Consider the following 20,652-nt stretch of genomic DNA (forward strand, 5'->3'; position numbering starts at 1 on the left):
CTCACCGGCCCGGGCCGGCCCCCAGATCCTCCTCGATGCGCTTCGCCGTCGCGAGCAGCGGCGGCAGCAGTTCCCGACGGATCACCTCGAACGAGCCTCGACTGGCGTGCGCCGAGACGTTCACCGCGGCGATCACCGACCCGTTCTCGCCGTGGATGGGGGCGGCCAGGGACCGCAGCCCCTCCTCCAGCTCCTGGTCGACGATGGCGTACCCCTGGCTCGCGATCTTCGTGAGCAGGGCGCGCAGCTTCGCGGGGTCGGTCACGGTGCGCCGGGTCAACGGGCGCAGCACCGCCTTGGCCAGGTAGTCGTCGAGCCAGTCGGCGGGCTGCGCGGCGAGCAGCACCCGTCCCATCGAGGTGGCGTACGCCGGGAAGCGCGTTCCGACGCTGATCCCCACCGTCATGATCCGCTTGGTCGGTACGCGGGCGACGTAGACCACCTCGTCGCCGTCGAGCACGGACACCGAGCACGACTCGTGCACCTGGGCGACCAGCGCCTCCATGTGCGGCTGCGCGACCTCCGGCAGGCTGAGGCTCGACAGGTAGGCGTAGCCGAGGTCGAGGATCCGCGGGCGCAAGGAGAAGAGCCGGCCGTCGGTGTGCACGTACCCCAGCTCGACCAGGGTGAGCAGGAACCGGCGCGCGGCGGCCCGGGTCAGTCCCGTCAGCCGGGCCACCTCGCTGAGCGTGAGCTGCGGGTGCTCGGCGTCGAAGGCGCGGATGACGGCGAGCCCGCGTTCCAGCGACTGGACGAACTCGGGACTCCGCGTGGCCTCCTCGGTCACTGGGCCTCCTGCCGCAGGGTCTGTCGGGCCACCGTGAACGCCCGGTTCGCCGCCGGTACGCCAGCGTAGATGCCGACCTGCAGCAGCACCTCGGCGACCTCCTCCGGGGTCAGCCCGTTGCGCAGGGCGGCGCGCACGTGCATCGCGAGTTCCTCGTCGTGGCGGAGGGTGGCGAGGACGGCGAGGGTGATGCAGCTGCGGGTCCGCCGGTCCAGGCCGGGCCGGGTCCAGATCTCGCCCCAGGCGTACCGCGTGATGAGGTCCTGGAAGTCGGCGGTGAACCCGTCGGTGTCGGCGACCGCCCGGTCGACGTGCGCGTCGCCGAGGACCTGCCGGCGCACCGCCATGCCGGCGTCGTGGCGCTCCTCGTCGTTCATCGGTCCACCGTCCCTTCCCAGAGGTGTTCCAGGAGCATCCGGCCCACCGGCTCGGGCTGCTCGACGTTCGCCAGGTGCGCGGCCGGTGTGAGCACGGCCAGCCGCGCCCGGGGGATCCGCGAGACGATCTCCCGGGCGTGCGCGGGCGGGGTGGCGGGGTCGTCCAGGCCGGCGACCACCAGCGTCGGCGCGGTGACGCGGGCGAGGTCGGCGCGCAGGTCCATGGCGGCGATCGCCTCGCAGCAGCCGGCGTAGCCGTCGGCGGGCGTGGCGGTCAGGGCGGCGCGGTGCGCGGCCACGACCTCCGGATGGGCGGCGACGAATCCGGGGGTGAACCACCGGGCCACCACGGCGTCGGCGACGGGCGCCAGGCCGGCGGCCCGCACCGTCGCGGCCCGCTGCCGCCACTGCTCGGCCGGGCCGAGCGCCGCGGAGGTGCAGAGGAGCGCGAGGCGGTGCACCCTCTCGGGCGCGTGCGTGGCGAGCCACATGCCCACCATTCCGCCGAGGGAGAGCCCCGCGTAGGAGGCGCGCCGGACGTCGAGGTCGTCGAGGAGCGCCAGCACCTCCCGGCCCAGCTGCTCGATGGTGTACGTGCCGGACGGGACGGCCGAGCGACCGTGGCCGAGGTGGTCGTAGCGCACGACGCGGAACCGTTGGGCGAGCGCCGCTACCTGCGGCTGCCACATCGCGCCGGTGGTGCCGAGCGAGCTGCCGAGCACGAGCACCGGGGCGTGCGCCGGACCGTCCACGGTGGCGTGCAGCCGCGACGTCACGGCGTCGCCGCACGGTGGACGGCGAGTGCCCGGTCGACGAACGGCCCGGCGGAGCCGAGCCAGCCGCGCGGGTCGAGTGCCTCGTCGACGTCCGCCTCGCCCAGGTGCGCCCGCACGGCGGAGTCGGCGAGCAGCGCCGCGCGGAAGTCGGGCTCGGCCGCGGCACGGGTGACCAGGTCGTGCGCGGCCCCGCGGCCGAGGGCCGGCGCCAGTCGCGCGGCCACCGCCTCGGCGAGGACCATCCCGCCGGCGGCGTCGAGGTTGGCCCGCATCCGGTCGGGGAACACCCGCAGCCCGGCGAGCATCCGGGCGCAGCGGGCCGACGCCCCACCGGCGAGGTGCAGCAGGTCGAGCAGGGGCTCCCACTCGGCGTGCCAGCCGCCGGTGGCGCGCTGGTGCTCCTGCACGGCGGCGGTGAACAGGGTGGCCACCAGACCCGGGCCGCGTCGCGCGGCGGCGGTGACCAGGACCGCGTCGACCGGGTTGCGCTTGTGCGGCATGGCCGACGAGCCACCCCGCCCGGCGCCGCCCTCGGCCACCTCGCCGACCTCGGTCTGGGCGAGCAGCCCGACGTCGACGGCGACCGTGCCGGTGGCCGCCACGAGCGCGCCGAGGGCGGCGGCCAGGTCGAGCAGCGGCTGGCGGCGGGTGTGCCAGGGCAGTGGTGGTGCGGCCAGGCCGAGGTGCGCGGCGAGGCGCTCGGCCACCGCCGGCCCGGCCGGCCCGAGCGCGGCGAGGGTGCCGACCGCGCCGCCGAGTTGTGCGGGCAGGGCGGCGCACGCCTGTTCCAGGCGGGCCCGTGCCTGCGCCAGACCCAGCAGCCACTGCGCGGCGGTGAGCCCGAACGTGGTGGGCGCGGCCTGCTGCCCGAGGGTGCGGGCGAGCTGCGGTGTGCCGCGGTGGGCCTCGGCGAGAGCGGCCGCCGCGTCGCCGGCGGCCGCGACGTGGCGCAGCAGCGGCGCCCCGGCCCGCACCGCGACCAGGACCAGTGCGGTGTCGAGGACGTCCTGGCTGGTCGCGCCGTGGTGCACCCACGGCCGGGCGGGTTCGGCGACCCGGGCGGTCAGCTCGCGTACCAGCGGCACCACCGGGTTACCGGCGGCGTCGGCGGCGCGGCCCAGCGCGACCGGGTCGTACCGCTCGGCACGGCACTGCCCGACGATCTCCTCGGCCGCGGTGGCGGGTAGGAGGCCGTGGTCCGCGCCGGCGCGGGCGAGCGCGGCCTCGACGTCGAGCATGGCCTGCAGCAGCGCCCCGTCGTCGAGTTCGGCGTCGACGTCCACGGCGCCGGAGAGCCCGCCGAGCAGGCGGTCAGACGGCGAAGAAGACGGTCTCATGGTCTCCCTGCAGGCGGATGTCGAAGCGGAGGCCGTCCGGCGCGGGGGTCGCCAGCAGCGTGTCGCGGCGGTCCGCGTCGACGCCGGCCAGCACCGTGTCGGCGGCGTTCGCGGCGGGCTCGTCGGGGAAGTAGATCCGGGTCACGAGTCGGTGCAGCAGGCCCCGCGCGAAGACGGAGAGAGTGAGGTGCGGCGCCTCGGTGCCACCGTCCGGAGTGGGCAGTGGGCCGGGTTTGACGGTGAGAAGGGCGTACTCCCCCGCCGCGTCGGTCTCGCTGCGTCCGAAGCCACGGAAACCGGGAACGGAGGCGGGCCGGGCGCCCCGCGGGTCGTCCGGGTGGTCGAACCGGCCGTCCGGGTCGGCCTGCCAGCTCTCCACCAGCGCGTCGACCACGGGTTGGCCGGCGCCGTCGACGATCCGGCCGCGGATCCAGAACGCCCCCGGCGTGCCCTGCGGCACCACGTACGGGCCGTCGGGCCAGCGCAGCCCGATGTGCAGGTACGGCCCGACGGTCTGGGCGGGTGTCAGCCCCAGCCGCTCACTCATCGTCGTCCCCGTCCTCGAAGGGGGTGCTCTCCCGCCCCCGCAGCACGATGTCGAACTCGTACGCCAGCGCCCACTCCGGGACGGTGGTGGCGTGGTCGTACCGGGCGATCATGCGCTCCCGGGCCTCGGGGTCGCGGACCGAGTTGAAGATCGGGTCCTGGAAGAAGAGCGGGTCGCCAGGAAAGTACATCTGGGTGACCAGCCGCTGGGTGAAGGCGCGGCCGAAGAGGGAGAAGTGGATGTGCGCCGGCCGCCACGCGTTGTCGTGGTTGCGCCACGGGTAGGCGCCCGGCTGGATGGTGACGAAGCGGTAGTGGCCCCGGTCGTCGGTGAGCACGCGCCCCACACCCTCGAAGTAGGGGTCGAGCGGGGCCGGCCACGTGTCGGTCGCGTGGCGGTAGCGCCCGGCCGCGTTGGCCTGCCAGATCTCCACCAGGGTGTGCGGCACCGGCCGGCCGTCGCCGTCGAGGACCCGGCCGTGCACGATGATCCGTTGGCCCTGCGGCTCGCCGCCGTGCTGGCGGGTGAGGTCGTGGTCGAACTCGCCGAGCCGCCCCTCCCCCAGCAACGGGCCGGTGACCTCGGTCAGCCGCTGCGGCAGGTAGGTCAGCGGTTGGCGGGGCGCGCGCAGCACGGTGGACCCGTATCCCGGGCTGAGCAGCGGCGGGTGGGCGTCGACGTCGTCACGGCGGTACCGCGGCAGCACCAGCCGGCTGCCGGTCGGATGGGCGGTCTCCTGGGTCATGTCCTCTCCCGTCAGGCTTCCAGCACGACGGCCAGCCCCTGGCCGACGCCGATGCAGATCGCGGCCAGCCCGCGCCCGCCTCCCCGCCGGTGCAACTGCCAGGCGAGCGAGCCGAGGATCCGGGACCCGGACGAGCCGAGCGGGTGCCCGAGGGCGATCGCGCCGCCCTGCGGGTTGACGACGGCCGGGTCGAGGTCGGGCCACTCGGCCAGACAGGCGAGGGACTGCGCGGCGTACGCCTCGTTGAGTTCGACCACGTCGAGGTCCGCCCAGTCGAGGCCGGCGCGGCGCAGTGCCTCGCGGGCCGCGGCGACCGGGCCGATGCCGAACAGGTGGGGTTCGACGGCGGTGGCGGCGCGGGAGACGATCCGGGCCAGTGGTTCCCGCCCGATCGCGTCGGCGCCGGCCCGGTCGGCGAGCAGCAGCGCGCTCGCGCCGTCGTTGAGCGGGGACGCGTTGCCGGCGGTCACCGTGCCGTCGGGGCGGAAGACCGGGGTGAGGCGGGCCAGCGCCTCGGCGCTGGTGTCCGGCCGGATGCTCTCGTCCCGCTCCAGCGCGGTGTCGGGCACCGGGCTCACCTCGGCGGCGTACGCCCCGTCGTCCCAGGCGCGGGCGGCCAGCCGGTGGCTGCGCAGGGCGAAGGCGTCCTGGTCCTCCCGGGTTATTTTGTACTGGTCGGCGAGGATCTCGGCGCCCTCACCGAGCGGGACGGTCCACTCCCGCGGCATCCGGGGGTTGACCAGCCGCCAGCCGAGCGTGGTCGAGTGCAGCGTCTCGTGGCCTCGGGGGAAGCCATGCTCGGGTTTGGTGAGCACCCAGGGCGCCCGGCTCATCGACTCGACACCGCCGGCGACGCAGATCGAGGCGTCGCCGAGAGCGATCGCCCGGGACGCGCCGATCACCGCCTCCAGGCCGGAACCGCAGAGCCGGTTGACGGTCGCGCCGGGCACGGACGGGGGCAGGCCGGCCAGCAGGACAGCCATCCGGGCGACGTCGCGGTTGTCCTCGCCGGCGCCGTTGGCGTCGCCCAGCAGCACGTCGTCGATGCGGGCCGGGTCGAGCCCGGGGCTGCGGGCGACGAGTTCGCGGATCACGTGGGCGGCGAGGTCGTCGGGGCGTACGCCCGCGAGGGCGCCGCCGTAGCGGCCGATCGGGGTGCGTACGGCGTCGAGGACGTAGACGTCGCGGCTCATCGGGTCCCCTTCGTCGCTTCCAGGGCACGGAGCACGGCGAGTTCGTCCGCCGTCGGCGGTTCGTTGGTGACCAGCTGGTCGGCGACGGCGAGCGCCCAGCCGGTGGCGGCCCGGGCCTGCGCGACGGTGACGCCGGGGTGCAGTCGGGTGAGGGTCAGCTCGCAGGTGTCCGGGGCTGGCTCCAGGACGCCGAGGTCGGTGATGACCATGCGGGGGCCGCCGCCGCGCAGGCCGAGCCGCTGCCGGTCGCCCGGCCCGGAGCCGTATCCGACCGAGGTGACGAAGTCGACCCGCTCGGTGAAGGTGCGCAGGTTCTGCCGGACGATGACCACGACCTCCCCGCACGAGGCCGCGATCTCCGGGGCGCCTCCCGCGCCGGGCAGGCGCACCGTCGGGTCGTCGTACTCGCCGCCGATGACCGTGGTGTTGATGTTGCCGTACCGGTCGAGCTGGGCGGCGCCCAGGAACCCCACGTCGATCCGGCCCGGTTGCAGCCAGTAGTTGAACACCTCGGGCACGGAGACGACGGCGTCGGCCGTGTCGGCGAGGATGCCGTCGCCGATGGACAGCGGGAGCCGGTCGGGCTTCGCGCCGAGGCATCCGGACTCGTAGACGAGCACGAGGTTCGGCGCGTGGGTGGCCCGGGCGAGGTTCGCCGCGGTGCTGGGCAGTCCGATCCCGACGAAGCAGGCGGCGCCGTCGCGCAACTGCCGGGCGGCGGCCACGGTCATCATCTCGTCGGCCGTGTACGCCCCGCTCATGCCATCGCCTCCGCCTTCAGGACCTGTTGCCGCACCCAGTCCAGGAACCGGTCCCGGTCGCGGCTGATGGCGTCCCAGCCCACGTAGAAGTCGTTGTCCCGCACCGAGTAGCCCTGGGCGTAGGAGGGATGCGCGCCGCCGGGCGCCTCGGCCACCGCGGTGACCGCCCAGCCGGGCAGGACGACCTGGCCGGGTACGGGGCTCAGCTCGTCGACGACCTCCTCGACCGTGACCAGCGAGCGGCGCGCGGCGAGCACGGCCTCCTTCTGCACGCCGGTGATGCCCCACATCTGCACGTTGCCGGCCCGGTCGGCCCGCTGCGCGTGCACCACCGTGACGTCGGGCCGCAACGCGGGGACCGCGGTGAGTTCCTCGCCGGTGAACGGGCAGGTGATGGTGCGGATGTTGGCGGTGTGGCGCGGCAGGTCGGTGCCGGTGTAGCCCCGCAGCACCGCGAACGGGAGCCCGGAGGCGCCCGCCACGTACCGGTTCGCCATGCCCGCGTGACTGTGCTCCTCCAGCTCCAGTGGCCCCGGCCAGGCGTTCTGCACGGCGTCGCGGAACCGGTGCAGCGAGCCCACGCCGGGGTTGCCGCCCCAGGAGAAGACCAGGCGGCGGGCGCAGCCGGCGCCGATGAGCTGGTCGTAGATGACGTCGGGTGTCATCCGGACGAGGGTCAGGTCCCGCCGTCCCTGACGGATGATCTCGTGTCCGGCGGCGAACGGGATGAGGTGGGTGAACCCTTCCAGGGCCACCACATCGCCGTCGCGGACCAGGTCCGCCACGCCTTCGGCCAGCGAGACGAGCTTCGCCATGAGCCTCCCCGCCTCCCGCGGATCCCCACGGACCGCGCTGTTCGCTATGCGGACTGCCGTACTTATCACGAACGTAATGCCCCGCAACGGCATCCGTCAACGCGGCCCGGACGGACCGGCCGGACGGCGTCGGCCCCGTTGCAGAAATGTTGCGACGACCCGTTGACGTGAGCCAGGCCACGTGCCAACGTTCTAGATGAGAACAGCCGTTCGGCTAGCGAACACGACCACGGGCGGCTTTCCGGCACGGACGCCCCACCACACCCCCCGGTCCTCTTCGGACCGCCGGACGCGGGAGTACCTACATGCGCCGTCTCGTCATCAGTGCCATAGCCGCCGCAGCTCTGCTCACCGCCACCGCCGCCTGCGGCTCCTCGGACGAGGGTGGGTCCGCGGGCGACGGCGGCACCACCAAGATCAAGGTCGGCGCCATCCCCATCGTGGACGTCGCCCCGCTGCACCTCGGCATCCAGAAGGGCTTCTTCACCGAGCAGGGTCTCGAGGTGGAGGTCGTCAACACCACCGGCGGCGCGGCCGCCGTGCCGGGGGTGGTCAGCGGCGAGTTCGACTTCGCCTTCGGCAACCTGGTCTCGCTCATCGTCGCCCGCGCGCAGAAGCTGCCCCTCAAGGCGGTCGCGGAGGGCAACTCCTCGACCGGCCAGCAGGGCAAGGACTTCGGCGGCATCGTGGTGCCGAAGGACAGCCCGATCACCGGCGCCGCCCAACTGGCCGGCAAGACCGTCGCCGTCAACAACCTCAAGAACATCGGCGACACCACTGTGCGCGCCTCGATCCGCAAGGCCGGCGGCGACCCGACCGGCGTCAAGTTCGTCGAGCTGGCCTTCCCGGACATGCCCGCCGCCGTCGCCAACAAGCGGGTCGACGCCGCCTGGATCGTCGAGCCGTTCTTCACGGTCGCCCAGAACCAGGGCGCCAAGGTGATCGCCTCGAACTTCGTCGACACCGCGCCGAACCTGACGATCGCGGCGTACTTCACCACCGAGCGGACGGTCCAGCAGAAGGCCGACCTCACCAAGCGCTTCACGGCGGCCATCGAGAAGTCACTGGCGTACGCCCAGGAGCACCCGGACGAGGCCCGGGCGGTGCTGCCGTCGTACGCGAAGATCGACCCGGCCGTCGCCGAGAAGATGACGTTGCCCGCCTGGTCCGGCCAGATCAACCGGGACTCGGTCCAGACACTGGCCGACCTGATGCTCACCGACGGGCTCATCACCGAGAAGGTCGACGTCGGGGCGCTGCTCCCGTGACGTCGCCGTCCACCCTCGCCGCGCCGACCCGCAGGTCCCGGGCCGGCCGGCTGGCCGGCGGCAACGCCCTGCTGGGCGTGCTCGGCTTCGCCACCTTCCTCGCGCTGCTCGAGGCCGTGCCGCGCGCCGGCCTCGTCTCACCGGACTACCTGCCGCCGCTGAGCCGGGTCGGCGGCGCACTGGCCGACCTCGCGGGCGAGGCCGCCTTCTGGACCGCGCTCGGCGACACCGTGCGGGGCTGGTTCCTCGGCCTCGCCATCGCGGTCGCCCTCGGTGTCACCGTCGGGTTCGTCATCGGCACCGTTCCGGTGCTGCGCGAGTTCACCGCCTCGACCATCGAGTTCCTGCGGCCCATCCCCTCCGTCGCGCTCATTCCGCTGGCGGTGCTGGTCTTCGGCACCGAACTGCGTTCCGTCCTGCTTCTGGTCGTCTACGCCTCGTTCTGGCAGGTGCTGGTCCAGGTGCTCTACGGCGTCCGGGACGTCGACCCGGTCGCGAGCGAGACCGCGCGCACCTTCGGACTGAGCCGCTGGGCACGCGTACGGCACGTCACCTGGCCGACCGCCCTGCCGTACGTGCTCACCGGCGTCCGCCTCGCGGCGGCGGTGGCGCTGATCCTCGCCATCACCGCGGAGCTCGTCATCGGCGCGCCCGGCCTGGGCAACGAGATCGGCATCGCGCAGTCCGGAGGCGCCGTGGCCCGGATGTACGCGCTGGTCGTCGTCACCGGGCTGCTCGGCGTGGCGGTCAACGTGCTGGCCCGGCGGCTCGAACGCTGGCTGCTGTCCTGGCACCCGTCCCTGCGCCGGGAGGTGGTGTCGTGAGCATCCTCCGGCGCGTCACCCGCGCGAGCCTCGCGGCACTCACGCTGCCGGCCGCGCTGCTCGCCCTCTGGTGGATCCTCACCGCCGACAGCGAGAGCTACTACCTGCCGCCGCTGTCGGACATCCTCGCCGCCGTCGACGACGTGTGGCTGCGCTCCGGCCGGCTGAGCGCGGACGTGCTCCCCAGCCTGCTCCGACTGCTCGGCGGCTTCCTGCTGGCCGTCGCGCTCGGCGTGACGCTCGGCATCGCGATCGGGTCGTCCCGCCGGTTGCGGGCCTTCTGCGAGCCGGTGCTGGAGTTCCTCCGGGCCATCCCGCCGCCGGTGCTGGTGCCGGTGCTCATGCTCTTCGCCGGGATCGGCGACACGATGAAGGTGCTGGTGATCGTCTCCGGCTGCGTCTGGCCGATCCTGCTCAACACCGTCGAGGGGGTCCGCGCCGTCGACGAGGTGCTGGTGGAGACGGCCCGCTGCTACGGCCTGCGCGGCCCGTCCCGACTCTGGCACCTGGTGGTCCGGTCGGCCAGCCCGCAGATCGTCACCGGGCTGCGGCAGGGCCTGTCGATCGGGATCATCCTCATGGTCATCAGCGAGATGTTCGCCGCGAGCAACGGGCTCGGGTTCAGCATCATCCAGTTCCAGCGGACGTTCGCCGTCACGGAGATGTGGACCGGCATCCTGCTGCTCGGCCTGCTCGGGTTCCTGCTCGCCATGCTCATGCGGCTGTTCGAACGGCGGGCCCTCAACTGGTACTTCGGTCTGCGCCAGGCGCAGCGAGGGGGGAGTCGATGACCGTCATGAGCGAGACGCAGACCCAGTCCGCCACCCGCACCGAGGTGCTGCTCGACGTGCGCGGCATGCGGAAGGTGTACGAGGGCCACGGCCGTTCGGTGGAGGCCGTCCGCGACCTGACGTTCGCGGTCGCACGCGGTGACCTCGTGTGCGTGGTCGGCCCGTCCGGCGCCGGCAAGACCACCCTGCTCAAGTGCATCGCCGGCCTGCTCGCCCCGACCGGCGGCGAGGTGGTGCTGGAGGGCACGGCGGTCGACGGCCCGCCGCCGGGCATGGCGGTGGTCTTCCAGGAGTACGGCCGCAGCCTCTTCCCGTGGATGACCGTGCGCAGGAACGTCGAGCTGCCGCTGAAGCAGAAGAAGCTGCCGAAGGCGCGCCGGAGCGAGCTGGTCCACCAGGCGTTGGAGGCGGTCGGTCTCGCCGACGTGCACACCGCGTACCCGTGGCAGCTCTCCGGCGGCATGCAGCAGCGGGTGGCCATCGCCCGCGCGATCGCGTACGAGCCGCACATCCTGCTGATGGACGAGCCGTTCGCGGCCGTGGACGCGCAGACCCGCGCGGACCTGGAGGACCTGGTCCGGTCGCTGTGGCACCGCCTCGGGGTGACCACCCTGTTCGTCACCCACGACATCGACGAGGCCGTCTACCTGGGCCAGCGGGTGCTGGTGCTCTCGTCCGCGCCGACGGTGGTGCTCGACGACATCGCCATCGACCTGCCCGAGGAGCGGGACCAGCTCACCACCCGCTCCTCGACCCGCTTCGCCGAACTGCGCGGGCAGGTCTTCGCGCAGATCCAGCGGGCCAAGCAACAGCGTGGCGCGGTGGAGCCGGCATGACGACGGTCCGCGACGCCACCCTCGACGTCCTGCGCCGGTACGGGATGCACCGCATCTTCGCCAATCCCGGCTCGACCGAGGTCGCCTTCCTCGCGGACCTGCCGGACGACCTGGAGTTCGTCCTCGCGCTGCACGAAGGCTCGGTGGTCGGGATGGCCACCGGGCACGCCATCGCCACCGGTCGGCCGGCGTTCGTGAACCTGCACACCACGGCCGGGCTCGGCAACGCCGTCGGTGCGCTGGCCACCGCCCGGGTCAACCGGGCGCCGCTCGTCGTGGTGGTCGGCCAGCAGGACCGCCGGCACCTCGCCCTGGAGCCGTTCCTCGCCGGCCGCCTGGACGGGCTGGCCGGGCCGTACCCGGTCTGGGTCAACCAGCCGGCGCTCGCCCAGGACGTACCGGCGGCGATCCGGCGGGCGTGGCACGAGGCCCGGCAGCACCGTGGCCCGGCCATCGTGGTCGTGCCGATGGACGACTGGTCGGCGCCGACGGACCCGGCGCTCGGGCTGGCCGCGCCGACCACCGTGCTGCGCGCCGGTCCGGAGGCGGACGCGGCCGCCGGTGAGGTGGTCCGGCTCCTGGACCGGGCGGCGAACCCGTTGGTGGTGGTCGGCGCGGGCGCCGACGACCGCCGCACCTGGGACGCGCTGGTGTCGCTCGCGGAGCGGATCGGCGCGCCGGTCTGGCAGGAGGCGTTCGGCGCCCGCGCCGGGTTCCCGCAGGACCATCCGCGCTTCGCCGGTCACCTGCCGGCCGGCCGGTCCCGGCTGCGTGCGGTGCTCGCCCCGCACGACGTGGCGCTCGTGGTGGGCACCGGCGCGTTCCGGCAGTACCCGTACGAGCCCGGGCCGCTGGTGCCCGACGGCCTCACGGTGGCCGTCGTCTCCGACGACCCGGACGAGCTGCACCACAGCCGGGCCGAGCTGGCGGTGCTCGCCGACCCGGCGGCGTTCTGCCTCGCGGTGGCCGAGCAGGTGACGCCGCGGCGGGCACCGGCACCGGCGCCCCGCGCCGGGACCGTCGAGCCGCCGGCGGCCGGCGAGCCGATGCGGGCCGTGCACGTGTTCGCCGCGCTCGCCGAGCGGCTGCCCCGCGACGTCGTGCTGGTCGAGGAGACACCGTCGTCCCGGCCGGACCTGCACCGGCTGCTCCCCGCCCGGGAACCCCGCGGCTTCGTGAGCGCGGCCATGGGCGGGCTCGGCTTCGCGCTGCCGGCGGCGGCCGGACTGCGGATGGGCGACCCGTCCCGGCCGGTCGTCGCGGTGCTCGGCGACGGCTCGTCCCTCTACGGCATCCAGGGGCTCTGGAGCGCCGCGCGGTACGGCTGCGGCGTGCTCTTCGTCGTCCTGTCCAACGGCCGGTACGCCGTGCTGGACCGGCTCGCCGACAAGGCCGGCGGGAAGGCCCCCTGGCCGGCCTTCGAGGACGTCTCGGTGCACGGGATCGCGCAGGCCCTCGGCTGTCCCGCCCGCCGGGTGGTCGACCACCCGGAACTCCTGGCCGTCCTCGACGAGGTGGTCCCGACGCTGGCCCACCGCACCGAACCGCTGCTGCTCGACGTGCCCGTCCGGGTGGACACGCGGTTCGAACCCTGACTCCGCCGGCGTCCCCCGCGCCGCCCCCTCTCAAGGAGACCACGATGACCCTGCTCGACACCGGCACCTGGCACGGCACGCTCTACAGCGACGGCTGGGTGGAGGCAGCCGGCGGAACGGCGCCGGTGCGCTCCCCCGCCACCCGGGACGAGATCGGCGTGGTGGGTGTGGCGAACGCCGACGACGTGGCACGTGCCTGCGCCCGCGCCGCCGAGGCGCAGCGGGCGTGGGCCGCGACCAGCTACGTGGAACGCGCCGCGGTGCTGCGCCGCGCCGGGCAACTGTGGGAGCGGCACGCCGCCGAGGTCGGCGAGTGGCTGGTACGCGAGGCCGGGTCGATCCCGCCCAAGGCCGGCGTGGAGACCGACACCGCGGCGCAGGAGTGCTACGAGGCGGCAGCTCTCGCCTCGCGCCCGCTCGGCGAGATCATCCCGAGTGCGCAGCCCCGGCTGAGCCTCGTACGGCGGATCCCGGTCGGCGTGGTGGGGGTCATCGCCCCGTTCAACTTCCCGCTCATCCTGGCGATCCGCTCGGTCGCGCCGGCGCTGGCGCTGGGCAACGCGGTGGTGTTGAAGCCGGACCTGCGCACCGCGGTCGGCGGCGGGTTGGCCATCGCCCGCGTCTTCGAGGAGGCGGGCCTGCCCGAGGGGCTGCTGCACGTGCTGCCCGGAGGCGTGGAGACCGGGGAGGCGCTGGTCGCAGATCCGCACGTGCGCGTGGTCAGCTTCACCGGCTCGACGGCGGCCGGACGCAAGGTCGGCGAGGCGGCCGCCCGCCACCTGAAGCGGGCGCACCTGGAACTCGGCGGCAACTCGGCGCTCATCGTGCTCGACGACGCGGATCTGGACCTCGCGGTCTCCGCCGGCGCCTGGGGCTCCTTCCTGCACCAGGGGCAGATCTGCATGACCACGGGCCGGCACCTGGTCCACGAGAGCATCGCCGACCGGTACGTGGCCGCGCTCGCCGAGAAGGCCGACCACCTGCCGGTGGGCGACCCGGCCAAGGAACAGGTGGCGCTCGGGCCGATCATCGACGAGCGGCAGCGTGACAAGATCCACAACTTGGTCACGGCCAGTGTGGACGCGGGCGCCCGGCTCGCCGCCGGCGGCCGGTACGACGGGCTGTTCTACCGCCCCACCGTGCTCGCCGACGTCACCCCCACCACCCCGGCGTACGCGCAGGAGGTGTTCGGCCCCGTCGCCCCGGTGCTCACCTTCGCCGACCCGGACGAGGCCGTGGCGCTGGCCCGGGACACCGAGTACGGGCTGTCACTGGGCATCCTCGGCCGCGACGTGATGCGGGCCATGGCTCTGGCCGACCGCATCCCGAGCGGCATCGTGCACATCAACGACCAGACCGTGAGCGACGAGGCGGTGGCGCCGTTCGGCGGGGTGGGCGCCTCCGGCACCGGCTCCCGCTTCGGCGGCCCGGCCGCGAACGTCGAGGCGTTCACCGAGACGCAGTGGCTGACCGTGCAGGGCGACATCAGCCGGTACCCGTTCTGATCGGGCGGACGACTGTGGCGGGCGGAATCCGGACCCCGGGCACGTCGGTGACGGCCCGGGTGCTCGCCATCCTCGGCGCGTTCGACGTGACCCACCCCGCGCTCACCCTCAGCGACCTCGCCCGGCGGACCGGGCTGCCGCTCGCCACGGCGCACCGCCTGGTCGGGGAACTGGTCGCCTGGCGGGCGCTGACCCGCGACGCGGACGGCGCCTATCGCATCGGCGTCCGGCTCTGGGAGGCCGGGCTGCTCTCGCCGCTGCACACCCGGCTGCGGGAGGTCGCGCTGCCGTTCCTGCAGGATCTGCACACCGCGGTCCGGGAGAACGTGCACCTGGCGGTCCGCGACGGGGACGAGGCGCTCTACGTGGAGAAGGTGACCGGCCACCGGGCGGTGCCGATCATCTCCCGGGTCGGTGGCCGGTTGCCGTTGCACGCCACCGGCGTCGGCAAGGCTCTCCTCGCCTTCGCCCCACCGGCGTTCGTGGCGGCCCACCTGCGACGGCCGCTGACCCGCTGCACGCCGTACACGATCGCCGAGCCCGGCCGGCTGGCCCGGGAACTGGCCACCGTCCGTGCGCGGGGGTGGGCGCGGACCAGCGAGGAGATGACCCTCGGTTCCTGCTCGGTGGCCGTGCCCGTACGCGACGCGGACGGCACGGCGCTGGCGTCGATCGGGGTCGTGGGGCACAGCCTCGGCGCGGCGCCGGAACGACTGGCGCCGGCCCTGCGGGAGGCGGCCGAGCAGGTGGCCGCCCGGCTGGCCGACACGGCGGACGATCCGTACCCGACGTTGCAGCACGCCATCGCGCTGCGCGGCCGGGCGGGCCGGCGGGCCGGCACATGAGAGTGGCCGACGACCGGCCGCGGACGGGCGAGCGCGCGGGCACGGCGGGCACCACCGGCCCGCTGGCCCTGCTCGGTGTGCTGCTGCTGGCGCTCAACCTGCGGGCCGCCATCGCGGCACTCGCGCCGCTGCTGCCGGACGTCCGCGCCGACCTGCACCTGGGCAGCGGCGCGGCGGGGCTGCTGACCACCCTTCCCGTGCTCTGTTTCGGGTTGCTGTCACCGTTCGCGGCGCTCCTCGGCCGCCGCGTCGGCGTCGAGTCCGCTCTGCTGGCCGCGATGCTCGCCATCGTGGCGGGCAGCGTGCTGCGCACGGCGCCCGGGTTCTGGTGGATGATCGCCGGCACGGTGGTCATCGGCGCCGGGATCACCGTCGGCAACGTGCTGGTGCCCAGCGCGGTCAAACAGGACTTCCCCGCGCGGCAGGGCACGGTCACCGCGTTCACGACGGCGGCCCTGACCGGCGGGGCGGCCGTGGCGGCGGCGGTCGCCGCCCCGCTCGCGCACACCGGGCTGGGCTGGCGCGGCGCCCTGCTGCTGGTGGGCGTGCCCGCCGCCGTCGCCGCCGTCGCGTGGCTGCCCCGGGTGCGGCGCCGGCACGTGGTCCCGGTGGTGGCGGTACGCGGCGCCTCGGTGCTCCGCTCCCCCGTGACCTGGGCCCTGGCCGTCTTCATGGGCATGCAGTCGTTGACCTACTACGCGCTGCTCGCCTGGTTGCCGACGATCGTCCGGGACGCCGGGGTGTCGGCGGCCGGCGCCGGCTGGGCGCTGGGACTGTTCAACCTGCTCGGCATCTCGACCGCGGTGGCCGCGCCCGCGCTGGCCGCGCGGCTGCGCCGGCAGCGCGGGTTCGGCGTACTGGTGGCGGCCACCTGGGGCGCCGGCCTTCTCGGCCTGCTGGTGGCGCCGTCGCTGTATCTGCTCTGGGCCACCGTGACCGGCCTGGCCCAGGGCGCCGGGATCGGCCTCGCGCTGGCTCTGCTGGTGCTGCGCGCCGGGACGCCCCAGCGGGCCCGCGACCTGTCCGGGACGGTGCAGTCGGTCGGTTACCTGGTCGGGTCGACCGGCCCGCTGCTGGTGGGTGTGCTCCGGGACCGGTCCGGCGGGTGGGGCCTGCCCCTCGGCGCGCTGTGCGTGGCGGCGGTGGCGATGGCGGTGGCCGCCGTGGGTGCGGGACGGGACCGGACGGTGTGACCGGAGCTTCCACTGAGTGGAAACCGGGCGGGACGATCCGTCGCCCGTGGGGGCAGGCTGGTGCCCGGCGCGCAACGGCGTCGCGGTGTGCCGCGACGGGAGTGAGGAGGCACGGATGCGGACCCAGGTGGGCATCGTCGGCGCGGGACCCGCGGGGCTCATGCTCTCGCACCTGCTACACCTGCAGGGAATCGAGTCGGTCGTCGTCGAGTCCCGCAGCAGGGCGTACGTGGAGCAGCGCGTGCGCGCCGGCGTGCTGGAGCAGGGCTCGGTCGACCTGCTGTGCCGCACCGGGCTCGGCGAGCGGCTCCGCCGGGAGGGGATGCGGCACGAGGGCATCGAGCTGCGTTTCGACGGCGAGTCGCACCGGGTGCCGATGACGGAGCTGACCGGGCGGGCGATCACCGTGTACGGGCAGCAGGAGGTGGTCAAGGACCTCATCGCCGCCCGGCTCGCGGCCGGCGGCACGATCCTCTTCGACACCGAGGCGGTGCGCCTGTCGGACCTCGACAGCGCGCCGGTCGTCCACCTGCGCCGGGACGGTCGCGACGAGGAGCTGCACTGCGACATCGTGGCGGGCTGCGACGGCTTCCACGGGATCAGCCGCGGCGCGGTGCCGGAGGGGGTGCTGCGCACGTACGAGCGGACGTACCCGTTCGCGTGGCTGGGCGTCCTGGCCGCCGCTCCCCCGGCCGTGGACGAGTTGATCTACGCCAACCACGAGCGGGGCTTCGCCCTCCACAGTCTCCGGTCGCCGCAGATCTCCCGGCTCTACCTCCAGGTAGCGCCGGACGAGGACATCGCCGACTGGCCGGACGAGCGGATCTGGGCGGAGTTGCGCGCCCGCCTGGAGACGGTGCCGGGCTGGTCGCTGAACGAGGGCCCGATCCTGGAGAAGGGCATCACGCCCATGCGCAGCTTCGTGGTCGAGCCGATGCAGTGGCAGCGGCTGTTCCTGGCCGGCGACGCCGTGCACATCGTCCCGCCCACCGGCGCGAAGGGCATGAACCTGGCCCTGGCCGACGTCGCGCTGCTCGGGGAGGCCCTCGCGGCGTGGTACGGCGAGGGGCGGACGGACCTGCTGGAGAGCTATTCGGAGACCGCGCTGCGTCGGGTGTGGCGGGCCCAGCACTTCTCCTGGTGGATGACCTCGATGTTGCACCGGCTGGCCGCCGACGACCCGTACGAGGCCCGGCTCCAGTCGGCGACCCTGCGGTACGTGACCACGTCCCGGGCGTACGCCACGAGCCTGGCCGAGAACTACGTGGGCCTGCCGTGGCAGGACCTCGCGGGCCGGATCGCCGACGAGCCCGGCCTGCCGGCGGGCGGGGTCCGGTGAGCGCTTTTTATGGTACGGTTGCACCATAAAAAGCGGCTGCCGGGGATCGGAGGCCACCATGGCGGAACCACGGATCAGCGCATTCACCAGCGACCGGGCGCGCACCACGTTCCTGGCCGCCTACGCCCGGGCGATGGATCGACTGTGGCCGGTCGAGCGGACGTCACTCGACGTGCCCACCGCCTTCGGCACGACCCGCGTCTACCGGTCCGGGCCGGCCGACGGCGTTCCCGTCGTCCTACTGCCGGGCGCCGGCGGCAACGCGCTCACCTGGTACCGGTACGTGACCAGGCTCGGCCGGACCCACCCGGTGATCGCCGTCGATCCGGTCGGTGAACCCGGCGCCTCCGACCAGAGCGCGCCGATCGGCGACGGCCGTGACCTGGCCCGCTGGCTCGACGAGGTGCTCGACGCCCTCGACGTCGGGCGCGCGCACGTGGTGGGCTGCTCCTACGGCGGCTGGGTCGGCCTGCAACACGCCCTCCACGCGCCCGGCCGGACGGCCACGATCACGCTGCTGGACCCCGCCGGTCTCGGCCGGATCAGCGGGCGGTTCCTCCTCTGGGTGCTCGCCGGTGGGCTCGCGGCGCTCACCCCCGCGCCGGCCCGTCGGCGCCTCGCCCGCTGGCTGCACAACGCCACGCTGCTCGACGGCGAGCTGATGCGCCTCGCCGGTGCCACGATGCGGTTCCGCCGGCGGTTGCCCGCGCCGCCCCCGCTCTCCGACGACGACTGGCGGGGCATCGCGCCCCCGGTGCTGGTCCTGCTCGGGGAGCGCAGCCAGATGTACGACGCGGGCGTCGTGGCGGCCCGGCTGCGGGACCTGCTGCCGGCCGCCCACGTCGAGGTCGTGCCGGGGGCCAGCCACGACCTGCAGGTGCACTCCCCCGACCTCGTGGTCGAGCGGACCATCGGTTTCATCGGCCAGGCCGAGGCGCTGGCCTGACCGCAGGCGACCCCGGCCGTCAGTCGCCGAGCCGCTGCCGGGCGAGGAACTTCGGCACGCACATGCGCCACGCCTCGGTCACCAGCTCGGTCATGTGGTCGTGGTCGAGCCGGGCGGTGTGGCAGCAGACCCAGTTGAACCGCAGGTCCGACACGCCGGGCAGGAAGAACAGGTCGGGCTGGGTGGCGACCAGCGCCGCCCGCTCCTCCTTCGGGAAGCCGAAGCCCATCGTCGCCTCGTCGCGGCTGAAGGCCACGTAGACGATCGACCCGACCCGGAACTTCACCCGGTCGTGGATCAGGTGCTCACTGCTGCGGGGCAGCGTGCGGGCCAGCGCCCGGACGTCGGCGACGGTCACCATGCCGCGACGGTAGCGACCGCCACCGACAATCCCGGACGACTAGGCTTCCCCCACGCGGGTCGCGGCCGCCAGACCGAGGCCCTCGACCGCCCGGGCCACCAGCTCGTCCGGGTCGAGTGACACGTCGAGCACCAGCACGGACTCGTCCGGCTCGCTCCGCTCCAGCGTGGCGAGCTGTGATTCGAGCAGGCTCGCCGGCATGAAGTGCCCGGTACGGCGGGACATCCGCTCCCGGATGACCTCGGCGGGCCCGTCCAGGTGCACGAAGTCCACCGACGGGGGTCCCTGGCGCAACACGTCCCGGTACGAGCGCCGCAGCGCCGAGCACGCCAGCACCGTCGACCGGCCCTCGGCGCCGCGCCGGGCCATCCACGCGGCCAGCTCCCGCAGCCAGGGCCACCGGGCCGCGTCGTCGAGCGGTACGCCGGCCCGCATCCGCGCCACGTTCTCGGGCGTGTGGAACTCGTCCGCCTCGGCGAAGAGCAGCCCGGTCGCCTCGCTGATCCCTCGCGCCACGGTGGTCTTGCCGGCGCCGGACACCCCCATCACCACGACGTGCCGGGTGGGCCGGTGCTCACCAGTCATGGACCGTGCCGTCCATCAGCCGGTTGAACGGCAGGTACGCCGGCACGTACGGGAACGCCTCGGCGGCGGCCTCGTCGAGTTCCACGCCCAGGCCCGGCTGCTCGCCCGGATGCAGGTAGCCGTCGGCGAACGTGAACGACTGCCGGAACACCTCGTTCGTGAGCGGACCGTGCTTCATGTACTCCTGGATGCCGAAGTTGTGGATCGCCAGGTCCAGGTGCAGCGCGGCGGCCATGCCGACCGGCGAGATGTCGGTGGGACCGTGGATGCCGCTCTTGATCTGGTACTGGGCCGCGAAGTCGAGCAGCTTGCGCATGGCGGTGATGCCGCCGGTGTGGGTCACCGCGGAGCGGACGTAGTCGATCAGCTGTTCGCGGATCAGCGTCTGGTAGTCCCAGACGGTGTTGAAGACCTCGCCGATCGCCAGCGGGGTGGTGGTGTGCTGGCGGACCAGCCGCAGCGCCTCCTGGTTCTCCGCCGGCGTGCAGTCCTCCAGCCAGAACAGGTCGTACGGTTCGAGCGCCTTGCCGAGCTTCGCGGCCTGGATGGGTGTCATCCGGTGGTGCCCGTCGTGCAGCAGCGGCAGCTCCGGGCCGAACTCGTTGCGGACCGCCTCGAACACGCCCGGCAGGTGACGGAGGTACGCCCGGGTGTCCCAGTCCTCCTCGGCGGGCAGCGGGGTGCGCTGCGCCGGCTCGTAGTCGTACCGCTTGCCGTCGACGCTGGGCTGGGCGGCGACGCCGTAGACGGCGTTGATGCCGGGCACGGAGGTCTGCACCCGGATCGACCGGAAGCCCTCGTCGAGGTGCCGGCGGATCGAGTCGAACAGCTCCGGCAGGTCGCGGCCGGACGCGTGGCCGTACGCCATGATGCCGGTGCGCGACGCGCCGCCCAGCAGCTGGTAGAGCGGCATCCCGGCGGCCTTGGCCTTGATGTCCCACAGGGCGACGTCCACGGCGGCGATGGCCGCCATGGTGACCGGCCCGCGCCGCCAGTACGCCGAGCGGTAGAGGAACTGCCAGGTGTCCTCGATGCGGTGCGGGTCCCGCCCGATGAGCAGCGGGACGACGTGGTCACGCAGGTACGACGCGACTGCCAGCTCCCGCCCGTTGAGGGTGCCGTCACCCAGGCCGGTGAGGCCGTCGTCGGTGGTGATCTTGAGGGTCACGAAGTTGCGGTCCGGGCTGGTCACGATGACGTCAGCGGCGGCGATCTTCACGAGGGGT

The 20,652-nt window shown here is 74.0% G+C and carries 22 protein-coding genes; 10 read left to right on the top strand and 12 right to left on the bottom strand.

Features of this window, described 5'->3' with window-relative positions; translation table 11 throughout:
- Nucleotide 1: 1 nt before the first annotated feature.
- Genes D7193_RS23540 through D7193_RS23580 form a run of 9 tightly spaced genes read right to left on the bottom strand, consistent with a single transcriptional unit; the run spans nucleotide 2 to nucleotide 7,338 of the window.
- Nucleotides 2–787 carry an IclR family transcriptional regulator gene (locus D7193_RS23540; protein ID WP_120781712.1) on the bottom strand — a complete coding sequence of 262 codons (786 nt, stop codon included), beginning with the start codon at nucleotides 785–787 and terminating at the stop codon, nucleotides 2–4.
- Complete coding sequence (gene pcaC / locus D7193_RS23545; protein ID WP_120781713.1) at nucleotides 784–1,164, bottom strand: 4-carboxymuconolactone decarboxylase; 381 nt, start codon at nucleotides 1,162–1,164, stop codon at nucleotides 784–786. The genes D7193_RS23540 and pcaC overlap by 4 nt, the downstream gene beginning before the upstream one ends.
- Nucleotides 1,161–1,940, bottom strand: a complete 780-nt coding sequence (gene pcaD, locus D7193_RS23550) for a 3-oxoadipate enol-lactonase (RefSeq protein WP_174242711.1) — start codon at nucleotides 1,938–1,940, stop codon at nucleotides 1,161–1,163. Before pcaD ends, pcaC begins: the two co-directional genes overlap by 4 nt.
- On the bottom strand, nucleotides 1,937–3,277 hold the full coding sequence (gene pcaB / locus D7193_RS23555) for a 3-carboxy-cis,cis-muconate cycloisomerase (protein ID WP_120781714.1): 1,341 nt from the start codon (nucleotides 3,275–3,277) through the stop codon (nucleotides 1,937–1,939). The genes pcaD and pcaB overlap by 4 nt, the downstream gene beginning before the upstream one ends.
- The gene (gene pcaG / locus D7193_RS23560; protein ID WP_120781715.1) at nucleotides 3,252–3,824 is read right to left on the bottom strand and encodes a protocatechuate 3,4-dioxygenase subunit alpha; all 573 of its coding nucleotides are present in this window, start codon (nucleotides 3,822–3,824) and stop codon (nucleotides 3,252–3,254) included. The genes pcaB and pcaG overlap by 26 nt, the downstream gene beginning before the upstream one ends.
- Entirely contained in the window at nucleotides 3,817–4,569 is a 753-nt protein-coding gene (gene pcaH, locus D7193_RS23565; RefSeq protein WP_120781716.1) for a protocatechuate 3,4-dioxygenase subunit beta, read from the bottom strand. The genes pcaG and pcaH overlap by 8 nt, the downstream gene beginning before the upstream one ends.
- A gap of 11 nt (nucleotides 4,570–4,580) precedes the next feature.
- A complete protein-coding gene (locus D7193_RS23570) occupies nucleotides 4,581–5,762 on the bottom strand; it encodes a thiolase family protein (RefSeq protein ID WP_120781717.1) in 1,182 nt (393 codons plus the stop codon).
- Nucleotides 5,759–6,523, bottom strand: coding sequence for a CoA-transferase subunit beta (locus tag D7193_RS23575; protein ID WP_120781718.1), 765 nt, complete (start codon nucleotides 6,521–6,523; stop codon nucleotides 5,759–5,761). The genes D7193_RS23570 and D7193_RS23575 overlap by 4 nt, the downstream gene beginning before the upstream one ends.
- Entirely contained in the window at nucleotides 6,520–7,338 is an 819-nt protein-coding gene (locus tag D7193_RS23580; RefSeq protein WP_120781719.1) for a CoA transferase subunit A, read from the bottom strand. Before D7193_RS23580 ends, D7193_RS23575 begins: the two co-directional genes overlap by 4 nt.
- Nucleotides 7,339–7,643: 305 nt before the next feature.
- Here D7193_RS23580 and D7193_RS23585 point away from each other — a divergent pair, with 305 nt between their 5' ends.
- From D7193_RS23585 to D7193_RS23630, 10 genes are all read left to right on the top strand, one after another.
- A complete protein-coding gene (locus D7193_RS23585; protein ID WP_120781720.1) occupies nucleotides 7,644–8,606 on the top strand; it encodes an ABC transporter substrate-binding protein in 963 nt (320 codons plus the stop codon).
- Entirely contained in the window at nucleotides 8,603–9,430 is an 828-nt protein-coding gene (locus tag D7193_RS23590; protein ID WP_206611951.1) for an ABC transporter permease, read from the top strand. Before D7193_RS23585 ends, D7193_RS23590 begins: the two co-directional genes overlap by 4 nt.
- Complete coding sequence (locus tag D7193_RS23595; RefSeq protein WP_120781721.1) at nucleotides 9,427–10,221, top strand: ABC transporter permease; 795 nt, start codon at nucleotides 9,427–9,429, stop codon at nucleotides 10,219–10,221. The genes D7193_RS23590 and D7193_RS23595 overlap by 4 nt, the downstream gene beginning before the upstream one ends.
- 5 nt (nucleotides 10,222–10,226) lie before the next feature.
- Nucleotides 10,227–11,057 carry an ABC transporter ATP-binding protein gene (locus tag D7193_RS23600; RefSeq protein WP_120782174.1) on the top strand — a complete coding sequence of 277 codons (831 nt, stop codon included), beginning with the start codon at nucleotides 10,227–10,229 and terminating at the stop codon, nucleotides 11,055–11,057.
- Complete coding sequence (locus tag D7193_RS23605) at nucleotides 11,054–12,652, top strand: thiamine pyrophosphate-binding protein (protein WP_120781722.1); 1,599 nt, start codon at nucleotides 11,054–11,056, stop codon at nucleotides 12,650–12,652. Before D7193_RS23600 ends, D7193_RS23605 begins: the two co-directional genes overlap by 4 nt.
- 44 nt (nucleotides 12,653–12,696) lie before the next feature.
- The gene (locus D7193_RS23610) at nucleotides 12,697–14,157 is read left to right on the top strand and encodes a benzaldehyde dehydrogenase (protein WP_120781723.1); all 1,461 of its coding nucleotides are present in this window, start codon (nucleotides 12,697–12,699) and stop codon (nucleotides 14,155–14,157) included.
- Nucleotides 14,158–14,171: 14 nt separating this feature from the next.
- Nucleotides 14,172–15,002, top strand: coding sequence for an IclR family transcriptional regulator (locus D7193_RS23615; RefSeq protein ID WP_120781724.1), 831 nt, complete (start codon nucleotides 14,172–14,174; stop codon nucleotides 15,000–15,002).
- Nucleotides 14,999–16,195, top strand: coding sequence for an MFS transporter (locus D7193_RS23620; RefSeq protein WP_120781725.1), 1,197 nt, complete (start codon nucleotides 14,999–15,001; stop codon nucleotides 16,193–16,195). Before D7193_RS23615 ends, D7193_RS23620 begins: the two co-directional genes overlap by 4 nt.
- A 115-nt stretch (nucleotides 16,196–16,310) precedes the next feature.
- Nucleotides 16,311–17,534 (top strand): 4-hydroxybenzoate 3-monooxygenase, encoded by a 1,224-nt coding sequence (locus D7193_RS23625; protein WP_120781726.1) that lies wholly within the window; start codon nucleotides 16,311–16,313, stop codon nucleotides 17,532–17,534.
- Nucleotides 17,535–17,592: 58 nt separating this feature from the next.
- Nucleotides 17,593–18,480, top strand: a complete 888-nt coding sequence (locus D7193_RS23630; RefSeq protein WP_120781727.1) for an alpha/beta fold hydrolase — start codon at nucleotides 17,593–17,595, stop codon at nucleotides 18,478–18,480.
- 19 nt (nucleotides 18,481–18,499) lie between these two features.
- Here D7193_RS23630 and D7193_RS23635 read toward each other — a convergent pair whose 3' ends face one another.
- Genes D7193_RS23635 through manD form a run of 3 tightly spaced genes read right to left on the bottom strand, consistent with a single transcriptional unit; the run spans nucleotide 18,500 to nucleotide 20,645 of the window.
- Nucleotides 18,500–18,841 (bottom strand): MmcQ/YjbR family DNA-binding protein, encoded by a 342-nt coding sequence (locus D7193_RS23635; protein ID WP_120781728.1) that lies wholly within the window; start codon nucleotides 18,839–18,841, stop codon nucleotides 18,500–18,502.
- A 39-nt stretch (nucleotides 18,842–18,880) separates the two neighbouring features.
- Nucleotides 18,881–19,426 (bottom strand): gluconokinase, encoded by a 546-nt coding sequence (locus D7193_RS23640; RefSeq protein WP_120781729.1) that lies wholly within the window; start codon nucleotides 19,424–19,426, stop codon nucleotides 18,881–18,883.
- Complete coding sequence (manD, locus tag D7193_RS23645) at nucleotides 19,416–20,645, bottom strand: D-mannonate dehydratase ManD (protein WP_120781730.1); 1,230 nt, start codon at nucleotides 20,643–20,645, stop codon at nucleotides 19,416–19,418. Before manD ends, D7193_RS23640 begins: the two co-directional genes overlap by 11 nt.
- Nucleotides 20,646–20,652 lie beyond the last annotated feature (7 nt).

Origin of the sequence: Micromonospora costi, assembly GCF_003626655.1 — a bacterium.
Taxonomy (GTDB): Bacteria; Actinomycetota; Actinomycetes; order Mycobacteriales; family Micromonosporaceae; genus Micromonospora; species Micromonospora costi.